13 protein-coding genes are annotated in these 13,531 nt (G+C 72.3%); 2 read left to right on the top strand and 11 right to left on the bottom strand.

Annotation, left to right across the window (positions count from 1 at the left end; translation table 11 throughout):
• The 5 genes from ABZ857_RS04245 to ABZ857_RS04225 form a co-directional block, all read right to left on the bottom strand.
• Positions 1-1,716, bottom strand: a complete 1,716-nt coding sequence (locus ABZ857_RS04245) for a cytochrome c biogenesis protein ResB (protein WP_357037225.1) — start codon at positions 1,714-1,716, stop codon at positions 1-3.
• Positions 1,716-2,447 (bottom strand): cytochrome c biogenesis protein CcdA, encoded by a 732-nt coding sequence (locus ABZ857_RS04240; RefSeq protein WP_357037222.1) that lies wholly within the window; start codon positions 2,445-2,447, stop codon positions 1,716-1,718. The genes ABZ857_RS04245 and ABZ857_RS04240 overlap by 1 nt, the downstream gene beginning before the upstream one ends.
• Positions 2,440-3,042 carry a TlpA disulfide reductase family protein gene (locus ABZ857_RS04235; RefSeq protein WP_357037219.1) on the bottom strand — a complete coding sequence of 201 codons (603 nt, stop codon included), beginning with the start codon at positions 3,040-3,042 and terminating at the stop codon, positions 2,440-2,442. Before ABZ857_RS04235 ends, ABZ857_RS04240 begins: the two co-directional genes overlap by 8 nt.
• A gap of 76 nt (positions 3,043-3,118) precedes the next feature.
• A complete protein-coding gene (locus ABZ857_RS04230; protein WP_357037216.1) occupies positions 3,119-3,859 on the bottom strand; it encodes a histidine phosphatase family protein in 741 nt (246 codons plus the stop codon).
• A gap of 12 nt (positions 3,860-3,871) precedes the next feature.
• Positions 3,872-4,780 carry a LysR family transcriptional regulator gene (locus tag ABZ857_RS04225; RefSeq protein ID WP_357037212.1) on the bottom strand — a complete coding sequence of 303 codons (909 nt, stop codon included), beginning with the start codon at positions 4,778-4,780 and terminating at the stop codon, positions 3,872-3,874.
• A 193-nt stretch (positions 4,781-4,973) separates the two neighbouring features.
• Here ABZ857_RS04225 and ABZ857_RS04220 point away from each other — a divergent pair, with 193 nt between their 5' ends.
• Positions 4,974-5,867 (top strand): EamA family transporter, encoded by an 894-nt coding sequence (locus ABZ857_RS04220; protein WP_357037209.1) that lies wholly within the window; start codon positions 4,974-4,976, stop codon positions 5,865-5,867.
• 106 nt (positions 5,868-5,973) lie between these two features.
• Positions 5,974-6,570: a Uma2 family endonuclease gene (locus ABZ857_RS04215; RefSeq protein ID WP_357037206.1), complete on the top strand. Its 597-nt coding sequence runs from the start codon at positions 5,974-5,976 to the stop codon at positions 6,568-6,570.
• A 4-nt stretch (positions 6,571-6,574) separates the two neighbouring features.
• Here ABZ857_RS04215 and hemL read toward each other — a convergent pair whose 3' ends face one another.
• The 6 genes from hemL to ABZ857_RS04185 all read right to left on the bottom strand — a co-directional run bounded on the left by hemL (position 6,575) and on the right by ABZ857_RS04185 (position 13,527).
• Positions 6,575-7,870, bottom strand: coding sequence for a glutamate-1-semialdehyde 2,1-aminomutase (gene hemL / locus ABZ857_RS04210; protein WP_357037203.1), 1,296 nt, complete (start codon positions 7,868-7,870; stop codon positions 6,575-6,577).
• Between the two features lie 45 nt (positions 7,871-7,915).
• On the bottom strand, positions 7,916-8,560 hold the full coding sequence (locus tag ABZ857_RS04205; RefSeq protein ID WP_357037200.1) for a bifunctional DNA primase/polymerase: 645 nt from the start codon (positions 8,558-8,560) through the stop codon (positions 7,916-7,918).
• 120 nt (positions 8,561-8,680) lie between these two features.
• Complete coding sequence (gene hemB / locus ABZ857_RS04200) at positions 8,681-9,667, bottom strand: porphobilinogen synthase (protein ID WP_357037406.1); 987 nt, start codon at positions 9,665-9,667, stop codon at positions 8,681-8,683.
• 67 nt (positions 9,668-9,734) lie between these two features.
• Positions 9,735-11,324: a uroporphyrinogen-III synthase gene (locus ABZ857_RS04195; protein ID WP_357037197.1), complete on the bottom strand. Its 1,590-nt coding sequence runs from the start codon at positions 11,322-11,324 to the stop codon at positions 9,735-9,737.
• The gene (gene hemC, locus ABZ857_RS04190; protein ID WP_357037194.1) at positions 11,321-12,232 is read right to left on the bottom strand and encodes a hydroxymethylbilane synthase; all 912 of its coding nucleotides are present in this window, start codon (positions 12,230-12,232) and stop codon (positions 11,321-11,323) included. Before hemC ends, ABZ857_RS04195 begins: the two co-directional genes overlap by 4 nt.
• Positions 12,229-13,527: a glutamyl-tRNA reductase gene (locus ABZ857_RS04185; RefSeq protein ID WP_357037191.1), complete on the bottom strand. Its 1,299-nt coding sequence runs from the start codon at positions 13,525-13,527 to the stop codon at positions 12,229-12,231. The genes hemC and ABZ857_RS04185 overlap by 4 nt, the downstream gene beginning before the upstream one ends.
• Positions 13,528-13,531 lie beyond the last annotated feature (4 nt).

Raw genomic sequence — 13,531 nt, 5'->3', positions numbered from 1 at the left:
TCACTCCTCGTCCGGGCGGGCGCCCGGCGCAGCGTTTCCGGTGGGCGCGTCCGGCGCGACGTGCCCGGCGCTCCCAGCCTTGTCCGGCTCGGCCGGTTCAGGCGTCCCATGACCGGGCTCGCTCGTCCCGGCGGCCTCCGGCTTCTCGGGCGGGCCGCCGCGCAGGGCGGTGACGATCTGGGCGAACTCGTCGGCGAAGGCCGCGCCGCCGCCTTCGGTGCGGGTCAATCCTCCCACCGTGACCGTCCCGTCCTTCACGCGCACCCAGAGGCGGCGGCGGCGGATCGTGAGGGACAGCACGAGCCCGATCACCGCGGCGGCCGCCGCCAGCAGGGCGGGCTCCCGGCCCGGGTCGTAGGTGATCTGGAGGCTGATCCACTCCTTCACGCCGGTGAACTGGATCTTCCCGGCGCCGTCGGCGAGCTCCTTGGTCTCGCCCACGTTGAGCGGGGTCGGCTGGGCCGACATCTTGCCGAGCGGCTTCAGGTTCGTGGTGTCGAGCTGATAGACCGACTGCGGCTGCCCCGACTTCAGCCCGAGGTCGCCGGCGAACGGGAAGACCTGCACGGTCGGGTTCGCGGCGCCCGGGAAGACCGACACCCAGGAGGCGCCGTTCGGCACGGTCGTGGGCAGGAAGCGCGCCAGGAACCCGAGCTGGGTCGGCTGGGCGTCCGGCACCTTGATCACGCACTCGGACGTGTACGTGGCCTGGTCGTCGGCCAGGCACGGCACCGGGCCGTCGTAGGCCACCTGGCCCTTGCCGTCGGTCACCCGGAACGTGGGGGCGTAGCCGTGCCCGATCAGGTAGGTCAGCGTGCCGTTCACGTCCAGCGGGTCGTTGACCTTGAGGTCCGCCTCGCGCGGCGCGGCCGTCGGCGAGTCCTGCACGGTCAGCTTGGCGACGTAGTCGAGCGGCTGGCCCTGCTTCTCCCCCGCGGCGACGTAGCTGGCCTGGAAGTCCTTCAGCGTGAAGGAGAACGGCTCCAGCGACTCGGCGGTGACCCGGCTGCCGGGCATGAAGCGGTCGTAGGCCGCCACCGCGTTGGAGAAGCCGTCTCCCTCCACCACCAGCACGTTGCCGCGGTAGCCGTACAGGCCTCCGGCGCCGACGGCGAACAGCAGCGCGAGCAGCGCGACGTGGAACAGGAGGTTGCCGGTCTCGCGGAGGTAGCCCTTCTCCGCCGCCACCCAGCCGTCACCGGTGACCACGCGGAACCGCCTGCGTCTGAGCGTGGCGGCGGCCTGCTCCAGGGTGAGCCCGCCCTCGAACGCCTCGCTGTGCGGCAGGCGCAGGAGGTTGCGCGGCGCGGCGGGCGGCCGGCGCCGGATCTCCTTGACGTGGGTCAGCGCGCGCGGGAACACGCAGCCGGCCAGCGAGATGAACAGCAGCAGGTAGATCGCGGCGAACCAGGGCGAGGTGAAGACGTCGAACAGCCAGAACCGGTCGAGCCACTTCGCCTGGGTCGGGTTGTCCTTGAAGTACTGCGCGACCCTGCCCGGATCGACGCCCCGCTGCGGGTAGACGGATCCGGGGACCGAGCCGAGCGCGAACAGGAACAGCAGGATCAGGGCCGTGCGCATCGAGGTGAGCGTGCGCCAGGCCCAGCGCGTCCAGCCGACAGGGCCCAGGCCGACGGGCTTCGTCCGCTCCTGCGCCTGTGCCTCGGTCGCGGGCTCGTCCCGTACGGCGGAGGCGAGGTCGTCGGGGGCGCTCATCAGATCACCGGCCTGAAGCCGCCGACCCACACCTGCAGGTGGACGATGATCTCCGACCACTGCCCGGTCACGAGCAGCACGCCGACGGCCACGAGCATCGCGCCGCCGACCTTGGTGATCAGCGGGGTGTGGCGGCGCACCGCCTTGAACGTGTGGAGCGCCTTGCGGTAGGCCAGCCCCGCCAGCACGAACGGCAGGCCGAGGCCCAGCGCGTACGCGAAGGCGAGGGCGGCGCCGCGCAGCGCGCTGCCCTGGTTCACCGAGAGCGTCATCACCACCGCCAGCGTCGGGCCGATGCACGGCGTCCAGCCGAGGCCGAAGACGACCCCGAGCAGCGGGGCCGTCGCGATCCCCGCCGCCGGAAGCCGATGGATGCGCACGTCACGCTGGAGGCCCGGGACGATCCCCACGAAGGCCAGCCCGAGCACGATCGTCACCACCCCGAGGACCCTGGTGATCACATCGGCGTTGCCCTGCAGCGCCGCGCCGAGGCCGCCGAACAAGGCGCCCCCCAGCACGAACACGACCGCGAACCCGAGCACGAACAACGCGCTGCCGAGCACCATCCGGCCCCGCTTCGGGTCGCCGCTCATGCCCGTGACGTACGACAGGTAGCCGGGGACCAGCGGCAGCACGCACGGCGAGACGAACGACACGAGCCCGGCGACGGCGGCGATCGGCGCGGCCAGCAGCAGCGACCCGGTCGCGACGGTGCTGCCGAGGTCACTCATCGGTCACCTTGGTGACGGCCGAGAGCAGGTCGTCGTACTTGACCGCGCCGAGCGCGCGGGCGGCGATGCGGCCCTGGGCGTCGATGATCAGCGTGGAGGGGATGGCGGCGGGCGGCACCGTGCCCTGGAACTGCAGCAGCACCTTGCCGCTCTGGTCGTAGATGCTCGGATAGCCGGGCTTGACCGCCCGGTCGTACGCCTGCGCGGACGCCTCGAGGTCCTTGAAGTTGACGCCGAGGAACTCCACGCCCTTGGACTTGGTGGTCGCCGCGATGTCCTTGAGCACGGGCGCCTCGGCCCGGCAGGGCGCGCACCAGGAGGCCCAGAAGTTCAGCACGTGGACCTTGCCCGCGGTCAGCGTGGCCGTGCCGCCGTCGAGGGTCTTCCCCTCGATCACGGGCGCCTTGTGACGCTGCGCGGCGGCGAAGAGCTCGACGCGGCCGTCCCCCGGGACGAAGCGCGTGTCGCCGGAGCGGGGCTGGGCCGTCTGGCCGCCCGCGCAGCCGGCGAGGGCCGTCGCGGCCGCGGCCGCGGCGGCGAGCGCGGTCAGACGCTTGACGGACACGCGCTTGGCGGACAGGCGCTTGGCGGACACGGGAGGAGGCTCTCCTTGTACTACAACCGGTAGAGCTGTAAGCCTACCGACCGGTGCGGGTGCCCCGTTCGTCGGGTCACACGCCGGGGACGGATCGCGTGCCGGGCGTCTCCTCGCCCTCCGGGCCCGCCCGGAGGGCGTCCGGGAGCGCCTCGTCGGCCTTGTCGAACAGCGCGGCCTCGCCCTGCGGCGGCGCGCCGGCCTTGAGCAGCTCCCCGGCGGGCTCGCTGTAGCCGACGCTGATGAGCCGGTCACCCTCGAAGGTCAGGCTGGTGAGGCTGGCGAGCGCGCACTGGCGGCGGCGCGGGTCGTGCCACAGCCGCCTGCCCTCGGCCGCCAGCCGGATGATCCAGATGGGCAGCTGGTGGCTGACGAGCAGTGCCTCGTGGCCGCGCGCCGCCGCCCGCGCGTCGTCCACGACCGCCTTCATGCGCGCCACGACCTCGGTGTACGGCTCGCCCCACGACGGACGGAACGGGTTCCTGAAGTGGCGGTAGGAGCGGGGGTCGCGGAAGACGTTGTCGCTTCCGGCCATCCGCAGGCCCTCGAAGACGTTGCCCGCCTCGGTCAGCCGCTCGTCGGTCGCCACCTCCAGGCCCAGGGCGCGGGCGGCCGGCGCCGCGGTCTCCTGGGCGCGCTCCATGGGCGAGCTCCACACCGCGACGATGTCCCTGCCCTCGACGGCCTTGGCGACCACCTCGGCCATGCGGCGGCCGGTCTCGGACAGGTGGTAGCCCGGCAGCCTGCCGTACAGGACCCCACGGGGATTGTGAACCTCACCGTGCCGGAGCAGGTGAACGATGGTCATCTCTGTCATGACCTGGACAGCCTACCCGCCGGGCAGCTCCGAGCACGCGGAGCGCAGCGCGTCGGCGGCGGCGCGGATCGCGGGACGCCGGGCGGCGTCGGTGCGCCAGACCGCGTAGATCCGCCGCACCGGCGGCGGCTGGACGGCCAGGACGGCGACGCCCTCGGGCAGCGGTCCCCGGCCCAGCCGGGGGATGAGCGCGCAGCCGTGGCCCTCGGCGACCAGCGCGAGCTGGGTGGGGTACTCGTCGGCCATGCAGACGATCCGCGGCTCCCGCTCCTCGGAACGCAGCAGGAACACGAGGAAGTCGTGACACACCGTGCCGGGGGTCGAGCTGATCCAGCTGTCGCCGGCGAGGTCGCTCAGCCGCAGCCGGGCGGCGCCCACGAGAGGATGATCGGCCGGCACGACGACGTCGGCCACGTCGTCGAGCAGCGCCGCGCGCGACAGGCCCTCGGGCAGCGCCATCGGCCGGTTGAGCCAGTCCTGCAGGACGGCGAGGTCGAGGTCGCCGCGTGCCAGTTCGCGGATCTGCCGCTCCGGCTCCCTCTCGTAGACGAGCAGATCGAGATCGGGGTGCTGCCTCTTGAGCATGGTCAGGGCGCGCGGCACGATGCCCCGGGCCGCAGTGGGGAAGGCGGCCATGGTCAGCTTTCCGACCACCGCCCCGCGCAGCGCCTCGAAGTCGGCCTCCGCCGTCTCCACGAGCGCGAGGATGCGCTCGGCGTGCTCGGCGAGCAGTCCGGCGGCGTCGGTCAGCTTGACGCCGCGCCCGTTGCGTTCGATCAGGACGGCGCCGGTCTCCCGTTCGAGCTTGGCGAGCTGCTGGGAGATCGCCGATGGGGTGACCATCAGCGCCTCGGCCGCCGCGCCGACGGAGCCGTAGACCGACACGGCGTGCAGGGCCTTCAGCCGGTTCAGATCCAACATGTAGCCAGCCTAAACCGTTCTCCTTAGAGAAACTTGTTTGTACTCAACTGTTTAGCGATGCGACGATGTTGTCATGCGAATCTTCAACGATCACTTCATAAAGTCGATCCGTTCCGAGCAGGGCTCCTGTCTGGAGGTTCTGGCGAGGCAGACCAGGCAGGCCACGCCGCCCCTCGCGCTGATCCCCTGACCCATGCGCCCTCGCCATCTGGCCCTCGCCGTCGCGCTCGCCGCCGTCTGGGGCGTCAACTTCGTCGTCATGCAGGCGGGCCTGAAGCACTACCCGCCGCTGACATATGCCGCACTCCGGTTCCTGCTGGCCGCCTTCCCCGCCGTACTGGTCGCCGGAGGGCCGCGCGTGCCCTGGCGGTGGGTGCTGGCCACCGGCGCGTCGCTCGGCGTCGCCCAGTACGGCCTGCTCCTGCTCGGCATGCGCGCCGGGATGCCCGCCGGGCTGACCTCCTTGGTCATCCAGGTGCAGGCCGTGTTCACCGCACTGTTCGCGACCGCGCTGCTGGGCGAGCGACTCGGGCGGCGCAGGATCGCCGGGATGGCGGTGGCCTTCGGTGGACTGAGCGTGATCGCGGCCGGCGTGGTGGCGAGATCGGGCGCGATCCCCTTCGGCGCGTTCCTGCTGTGCGTGGGGGCCGCCGCCGGGTGGGGCCTCGGCAACGTCGCCACCCGCAAGGCGTCCCCGCCCGACTCCCTGCGCTTCATGGTCTGGGTCAGCGCGGTCGCGTCCCCGCCCCTCCTGGCGCTCGCCCTGGCGACCGAGGGACCGTCGTCGCTGGCGTCGTTCACGGCGGAGGGCGTGGGGGCCGTGCTCTACACCGCGTTCCTGTCCACCCTGGGCGGCTTCGCCGTGTGGGGATGGCTGCTGGCGCGCTACGACGCCTCGGTGGTCGCGCCGTACAGCCTGCTCGTACCGGTCTTCGGCATCGCCTCCGCCGCGCTGTTCACCGGCGAGCCGATCTCCCCCCTCACGGTCGCCGCGGGCGCCCTCATCCTCGCCGGCCTCCTGTTCGCCAACTCACGCCCCCGTACGGCTCCCGCCCCCGAAAGGCACCCCCTCCCCGCCTCCCGCTGACCCTCGCCCTCGCCCTCGCATACCAATCTAGAGACAATGGGTAAGGGTCACGAGATTGAGTGGAACGGCTACCGTGAGTGACGAGGATGACACTAAAGTGCACGACGTGAGCAGCGCACTCGAGTACTGGCCGGCACCGCCTCCCTGGGGGTGGACCGCGGACGACCTCGATCATCTGCCTTACGAGGGCCCGAACGGCGAGCCCGACTTCTTCAAACACGTCGAACTGATCGATGGAGCACTCGTCTTCATGTCCCCCCAGAGACGGTTCCACGAGCGGCTCATCCGCGGTCTGACGGAGCGACTCGACGCGGAGTCCCCTGCACATCTGGCAGCCGTACAGCAGATGGACGTCAAGCTGGGGCCTCGGACGCGTCCGTGCCCGGATGTGATGGTCATCGACGCCGAGGCCGCGGCGGACATGAACCGTACGTATTACGAAGCGCGGGAGGTCCATCTCGTGATCGAGATCGTCTCCCCCGAGTCGGTGGAGCGCGACCGCAAGCTCAAGCCGCTGCGGTACGCCGAGGCGGGCATCCCGCACTTCTGGCGGGTGGAGGAGAGCGACGGGCGTCCCGTCGTCTACGTGTACGAACGGGACCCCGCCACGGGCGCGTACACGCCGACAGGAATCCACCACGGGCAGCTGGCGGTGCAGGTGCCCTTCCCGATCGAGGTGGATCTCGATCAGCTGGTGAAGTAGGGGTTCAGACCCCGGCGGCCTGGGCGGCGGCCTTGGCGGCCAGGGACAGGGCCTCGGCCACCCGGGTCAGCGCCTCGTCGTCATGGGCGGCCGACAGGAACCACGCCTCGTACGCCGACGGCGGCAGGTAGACGCCCTGGTCGAGCATGCTGTGGAAGAACGCCCGGTAGGCGTCGGTGTTCTGCGTCCGCGCCGAGTCGAAGTCGGTGACCGGGGCGTCGGTGAAGAAGATCGAGAACAGGTTCCCGGCCCGCTGGAGGCGGTGCGGGACCCCGGCGGCGGCCAGCGCGTCGGAGGCGGCCCTGCCGATGACCAGCGCGGACGCGTCGATCCTGTCGTACACGTCGTCGTCGCAGGCGCGCAGCGTGGCCAGCCCGGCCGCGCAGGCGAGCGGGTTGCCCGACAGCGTGCCGGCCTGGTAGACGGGCCCCTCGGGAGCGAGGGCGGCCATGACCTCCGCCCGCCCGCCGAACGCGGCGGCGGGCAGCCCGCCACCCATGACCTTGCCGAACGTCATGAGGTCGGCCTCGACGGGGTCCAGGCCGTACCAGCCGGAGGCGGACACGCGGAAGCCCGTGAGCACCTCGTCGAGGATCAGCAGCGCGCCGTGCTCGGTGCACAGCTCGCGCAGGCGCCGGTTGAAGCCGTCGGCGGGCGGCACGACACCCATGTTGGCCGGGCACGCCTCGGTGATCACGCACGCGATCTCGAACGTGCGGAACGCCTCCTCGACCGCCTCCACCGAGTTGTACGGCAGCACGATCGTGTCGGCCGCGGAGGCGCCGGTGACGCCGGGGGTGTCGGGCAGGCCGAAGGTGACGACCCCGGACCCGGCCGAGGCCAGCAGCGCGTCCACGTGCCCGTGGTAGCAGCCTGCGAACTTCACGACCTTCGCCCGCCCGGTGAAGCCGCGGGCCAGCCGTACGGCGGACATGGTCGCCTCGGTGCCGGAGCTGACCAGGCGGACCTTCTCGACGGGGGCCACCCGGGAGACGATCTCCTCGGCGAGCAGGACCTCGCCCTCGGTCGCGGTGCCGAACGAGAAGCCGCGCGCGACGGCCTCCTCCAGGGCCTCCACGACGGCGGGGTGGCGGTGGCCGAGGATCATCGGGCCCCAGGAGCACACCAGGTCGACGTAGCGGTTGCCGTCCACGTCGGTGATGTACGGCCCCTCGCCTGAGGCCATGAAGCGGGGCGTGCCGCCCACGGCGCCGAAGGCGCGCACCGGCGAGTTCACGCCGCCGGGAACGATCCGGTGGGCGCGGTCGAACAGGTCCTCGGAGGTCTGCGTGCGAGTCACGCCCTCCAGATTACGGGCCCACCCACGCGGGGCCCCTACCGGGAATCACTCGCAGAAGTCGGCGAGCAGGTCGAGCACGCGCAGCGGGTCGGGCAGCGGACGCCCGTCGGGCGGCCTGATCCAGCTCACGACCGCCCCGGAGGGCAGGGTGGACGGCGGCGCGAGCACGTAGCTGTCCCGGCAGTGCCAGCGCAGGCCCGGCGTGCTGTCGATCGTCTCGGGCCCCGCGTCGAGGCTGCAGGACCACCACTCGTCCTCGTCCTCGGGCGCGCCACGCGTGGCCACGAAAAAAAGCACCCGGTCGCCGTTCTCGGCGACCGGGCCCGTGTCGAAGCCTGCGGCGTCCATGGCGGCCAGGGCGGGACGGCCCGCCGCGGCCGGTACGTCGAACACGTCGAAAACCCTGCCGGTGGGCAGGATCACGTTCGCGTCCGGTTCCTGTTTCCACCACCGCGTGAGCAGCGCGGTGTCCGTCGTGGCCTGCATCTGCCACGCGGGCGACAGCGGGTGCATGCCGGGGTCGGGACAGCCGACCCGGTCGCAGGAGCACGCCCTGCCCCCCTCGCTCAGCGGATGGGCGCCCATACAGCTCGCCCAGCCCAGCTGCGCGTACTCGAGCACCGACGTCATCTTGCGCGGCGCGTGATGCGCACGCCGTTTCGCACGTCGGGCCAGCGGTACCCCCACCATGGCGCTCCTCCCCACAGCGTCACACCCGCTGCCCTCCTGCGTTACGCAAGATGCTCGCGGTACGTACCTGATAATGCCTTCTGCCCGATTACGGCGCGGCACGACCCCCCTGATGAGGTGTCAGGATAGTCCGCGGGCGACCTCGGTGGCCCAGTAAGTGAGGATCATGTCGGCACCGGCGCGGCGGATCGCGATCAGCGACTCCATGATCACCCGCTCCCGGTCGATCCAGCCGTTGGCCGCCGCCGCCTCGACCATCGCGTACTCGCCGCTGACCTGGTAGGCCGCGACCGGCACCTCCACCGTGTCGCGCACCTGCCGCAGGATGTCGAGGTACGCCAGGGCGGGCTTGACCATGACGGCGTCCGCGCCCTCGGCCAGGTCGAGGCGCACCTCGCGCAGCGCCTCGCCGATCGGGCCTGCCGGGTCCTGCTGGTAGGCGCTGCGGTCGCCGAACTGCGGCGCGCACTCCGCGGCGTCGCGGAACGGCCCGTAGAACCCGGAGGCGTACTTGGCGGCGTACGCCATGATCGGGACCTCGGCGAAGCCGTTGGCGTCGAGGGCCGCGCGGATGGCCCCCACCTGGCCGTCCATCATGCCGCTCGGCGCGATCATCCTGGAGCCGGCCGCCGCCTGCGCGACCGCCGCCGACGCGTACCGCTCCAGCGTCGCGTCGTTGTCCACCTCGCCGTCGGCGGTCAGCAGGCCGCAGTGGCCGTGGTCGGTGTACTCGTCCAGGCAGGTGTCGGTCATCAGCACCAGCGCGTCGCCCAGGTCGGAGGCGAGGTCGCGCAGCGCCACCTGGACGATGCCGTGCGGGTCGTCGGCGCCCGAGCCCCGGGCGTCCTTGTGCGCGGGAACCCCGAACAGGATGATCCCGCCCACGCCGGCCTCGGCCGCCTCGTGGGCCGCCTTGCGCAGCGACTCGCGGGTGTGCTGGACGACCCCGGGCATGGAGCCCACCGGCTGCGGCTCGGCGATGCCCTCCTTGACGAACATCGGCAGGATGAGTTCGGCCGGGTGCAGCCGCGTCCCCGCGACCATCCGGCGCATCGCGGCGGTACGGCGCAGCCGCCGGGGCCGCGCCACCGGGTATTGGGCGTTCACACTGGTCTCCCCGCTCTTGATCGCGTCGGCCCGCCGGATGTCACCGGCGGGCCGCACTCGAATCAGGTCATTTCACGCGACGCCGGGCGCCCCTGCGCATCTGGGACGGACGGCGGGGCACCTCGCCCGCAGAGACGGCGGCGTGCCGCATCTTGGCACCATAGTCCGCCAGGGCGGCGGCGAGAGCCGAAGCGGACGGCTTGTCGGCCATCACGTCGACCCGCAGCCCGAACTCCTCGGCCGTCTTGGCCGTCTGCGGACCGATGACCGCGATCACCGTCACGTTGTGCGGCTTCCCGGCGATGCCGACGAGGTTCCGCACGGTCGAGGACGAGGTGAACAGCACGGCGTCGAACCCGCCGCCCTTGATCGCCTCGCGGATCGGGGCCGGCGGCGGCGCGGCGCGCACGGTCCGGTAGGCCGTCACGTCGTCGCACTCCCAGCCGAGCTGGGTCAGCCCCGCCACCAGCGTCTCGGTCGCGATGTCGGCCCGCGGCAGCAGCACCCGGTTGATCGGGTCGAGCATCGAGTCGTACGGCGGCCACTCGGCCAGCAGGCCCTCGGACGACTGCTCGCCCGTCGGCATGAGGTCGGGCTTCACGCCGAACTCCACCAGCGCCCGCGAGGTGGCCTCGCCCACGGCGGCGACCTTGAGGCCGGCGAACGCCCGGGCGTCCAGGCCGTACTCCTCGAACTTCTCGCGCACCGCCTTGACCGCGTTGGCGCTGGTGAAGGCGACCCACTCGTAGCGGCCGGTCACCAGGCCCTTGATGGCGCGGTCCATCTGCTGCGGCGTGCGCGGCGGCTCGACGGAGATCGTCGGCACCTCCTCGGGCACCGCGCCGTACGAGCGCAGCTGCTCCGACAGCCCCTTGGACTGCTCCTTGGTGCGCGGCACGAGCACCCGCCAGCCGAACAGCGACTTGGTCTCGAACCAGGACAGGCGGTCGCGCATGCCGACCGCGTCGCCCACCACGATCAGCGCGGGCTCGGTCATCCCGGCGTGCTTGAGGTCGGGGCCGAGCCGCCCGAGCGTGGAGACCACCGTGTACTGCTCGGTGGTCGTGCCATCGCTGGTCACCGCGACCGGCGTCGAGTCGGGCTTGCCGCCCGCGATCAGCGCCTTGCTGATCGGGACCGCGTCCGCGACGCCGTTGTAGATCACCAGCGTGCCCTCGCACGCGGCGTGCTTGGCCCAGTCGTCCGTCTGGGCGGCGTCCACGATGCGGAACTCCGGCACCGACGCCGCCGGCGGGATGCCGGCGTACGTCAGCACGGCCGTGGCCGGCGGCACGCCGGGCACGATCTCGAAGTCCACGTCCGCCTTGGCGCAGGCGGCCACCTCGTCCGTGACCGAGGAGAAGAAGGACGGGTCGCCCGAGCACAGCCGCACGACCGTGCGGCCCGCCTTGGCGGCCTGGATGGTCTTCAGCGACACCGAGTTCTCCGCCGCGTCGGCGGAGATGTCCACGACCTCGGCGTCCTCGCGGCAGTGGCGCAGCAGCGGGCCGTACGCCTGCCGGTCGAGCACGACGACGTCCGCCCTGCCCAGCAGGTCGGCGCCGCGCAACGTGAGCAGGTTCTCGTCACCGGGGCCGGCGCCGACGAAGGCGACGAACCCGGACCGGGTCTGAGTGGTGTGATTCGCGGGGCTCAATGGGCCTGCTCCCCCATCAAAGTGTCGGCCCCCTCGGCGATCATGGCTGCCGCGAGTTCGCGGCCCAGCTCCACGGCCGCCGCAGAGGGTCCGGAGGTGGACTTGCGCACCGACCGTGCGCCGTCGACGGCGACGACGGTGGCGGTCAGATTGAGAATGTGCCCGTCACCGGAGGCGAAAGCACCTACCGGGGCCGCGCAACCGGCCTCGAGGGCGGCGAGCACCGAACGCTCGGCGTCCACCGCGGCCCGCGTCAGCGGGTCGTCGACGGCGCGCAGCAGCTCGATGAGATCGTCACGGTCGGCCAGGCACTCGACGGCGAGAGCGCCCTGCCCGGGAGCGGGCAGCATCTCGTCGACCTCGAACACCTGGGCGATCTCCCCGTCCCGGCGGATCCTGGCCAGCCCTGCGGCGGCCAGCACGATGGCGTCGAGCTCGCCCGACGTCACCTTGCCGATGCGGGTGTCCGCGTTTCCCCTGATGGGGACGTAGTCGAGATCCGGCCGGAGCAGCCGCAGCTGGGCCACCCGGCGCGGTGAGCCGGTGCCGACGCGGGCACCGGCGGGCAGGTCGTGCAGCTTGACCGGGCCGACGAGCGCGTCGCGCGGGTCGTCCCGCCGGGTGATCGCGGCCATCGCGATCCGCCCGTCCGGCTTGGTCGGCAGGTCCTTCAGCGAATGGACCGCGAAGTCGACCTCGCCGGCGAGCAGCCGGCCACGCAGGTCGTTGACGAACACGCCGGTGCCGCCGAGCTGGGTCAGGTGGGCCCGGGACACGTCGCCGAACGTGGTGACGCCGACGAGTTCCACCTCCCGGCCGGTCAGGGCGGTCAGCCGGTCGGCGACGATCTGCGACTGCGACGTCGCCATCAGGCTCTTGCGGGTGCCGAGCCGCAGGGGGGCGGTCACTGTTCCACCTCCAGGCTCGAAACGGCTTCGGGCTTCTTCGGGTCGAGGCCGAACAGCTCGCGCAGCGCCTCAGCGTACTGGTCGCCGCCCGGCGAGGCGGCCAGCCGCTTGACCCGTACGGTCGGCTCGTGGAGCAGCTTGTCCACGACCCGGCGCACAGTCTGGGTGATCTCGTCGCGCATCCGCCCGTCGATGTCCGGCAGGCGGGACAGCAGCCGGCCCATCTCCGCCTCGACCACCCCTGCGGCCTTGCTGCGCAGGGCCACGACCGTGGGGGTGACGAGCGCGGCGCGCGCGGCGTCGAGGTAGGCGGCGACCTCCTCGGCCACGATGCGCCTGACCTCGCAGATCGCCTCGGCCCTGCCGCCGTCGGAGACGTCGTCGCCCACGCCGTCCTGCTGCATCGACTTCAGGTCGACCAGCGTCACGCCGGGCAGGTCCCGTATGCCGGGGTCCACGTCGTGGGGCAGCGCGAGGTCGAGGACGAACAGCGGCCTGTCGCGGTCCCCGATCGTCTCCGGGGTGATGGTGCGGGTCCCGGCGCCGACGCAGGAGATGACCAGGTCGGCCTCCGCGAGCTCCGCGGGGACGTCGGCCAGGTCCGCGGCCCGCCCGCCGACCGTCTCGGCGAGCCGGTCCGCGCGCTCGCGGGTGCGGTTGGCGATGACGATGTCGGTCACGCCCTCGCGCGACAGCGTCGCGGCGGACAGCGAGCTCATCGAGCCCGCCCCCACGACCAGGGCGCGCCTGCCGCTGATCGGGCCGAGCACCCGCTCGGCGAGCGTCAGCCCCACCCCGACCAGCGACGCGCCGGCCCGGTCGATGCCCGTGTCGGCGTGCGCGCGCTTGCCCACGCGCAGGGCGTGCTGGGCCAGCTCGTTGAGCGTGGTCCCGGCCGTGCCCTCCTCCTGCGCCAGGCGCAGCGCGGTCCGTATCTGGCCGAGGATCTGCCCCTCGCCGATCACCATGGAGTCGAGCCCGCAGGCGACGGTGAACAGGTGCTGGACCGCCCGGTCCTCGTAGTGCACGTACAGGTGCCGCGCCAGCATCTCCTGCGGCAGGCCCGAGTGCGCTGCGAGCATGTTCGTCACCGCGGTGACGCCGCCGTGGAAACGGTCGACGACGGCGTAGACCTCGACGCGGTTGCACGTCGAGACGACCAGCGCCTCGGACACGTTCTCGTCCGCCTGCACGTCGTGCAGCAGCTTGACGAGCGCGTCCCCGCTGACCGTGACACGTTCGAGCAGCGCGACCGGCGTGGTCCGGTGGCTCAGGCCGACGACGAGGACGCTCATGAGT

It is taken from the genome of Microbispora sp. NPDC046933 (assembly GCF_040644635.1).
Classification (GTDB): Bacteria; Actinomycetota; Actinomycetes; order Streptosporangiales; family Streptosporangiaceae; genus Microbispora.
This window is presented reverse-complemented; position numbering and strand designations above follow the sequence as displayed.

What these genes read in the sequence shown, in the direction of transcription:
- ABZ857_RS04205 (WP_357037200.1), bottom strand. Translation starts at nt 8,560, where the DNA reads ATGGTGGGGGTACCGCTGGCCCGACGTGCGAAACGGCGTGCGCATCAC.
- ABZ857_RS04245 (WP_357037225.1), bottom strand. Translation starts at nt 1,716, where the DNA reads ATGAGCGCCCCCGACGACCTCGCCTCCGCCGTACGGGACGAGCCCGCG.
- ABZ857_RS04230 (WP_357037216.1), bottom strand. Translation starts at nt 3,859, where the DNA reads ATGACAGAGATGACCATCGTTCACCTGCTCCGGCACGGTGAGGTTCAC.
- ABZ857_RS04185 (WP_357037191.1), bottom strand. Translation starts at nt 13,527, where the DNA reads ATGAGCGTCCTCGTCGTCGGCCTGAGCCACCGGACCACGCCGGTCGCG.
- ABZ857_RS04225 (WP_357037212.1), bottom strand. Translation starts at nt 4,780, where the DNA reads ATGTTGGATCTGAACCGGCTGAAGGCCCTGCACGCCGTGTCGGTCTAC.
- ABZ857_RS04220 (WP_357037209.1), top strand. Translation starts at nt 4,974, where the DNA reads ATGCGCCCTCGCCATCTGGCCCTCGCCGTCGCGCTCGCCGCCGTCTGG.
- ABZ857_RS04240 (WP_357037222.1), bottom strand. Translation starts at nt 2,447, where the DNA reads ATGAGTGACCTCGGCAGCACCGTCGCGACCGGGTCGCTGCTGCTGGCC.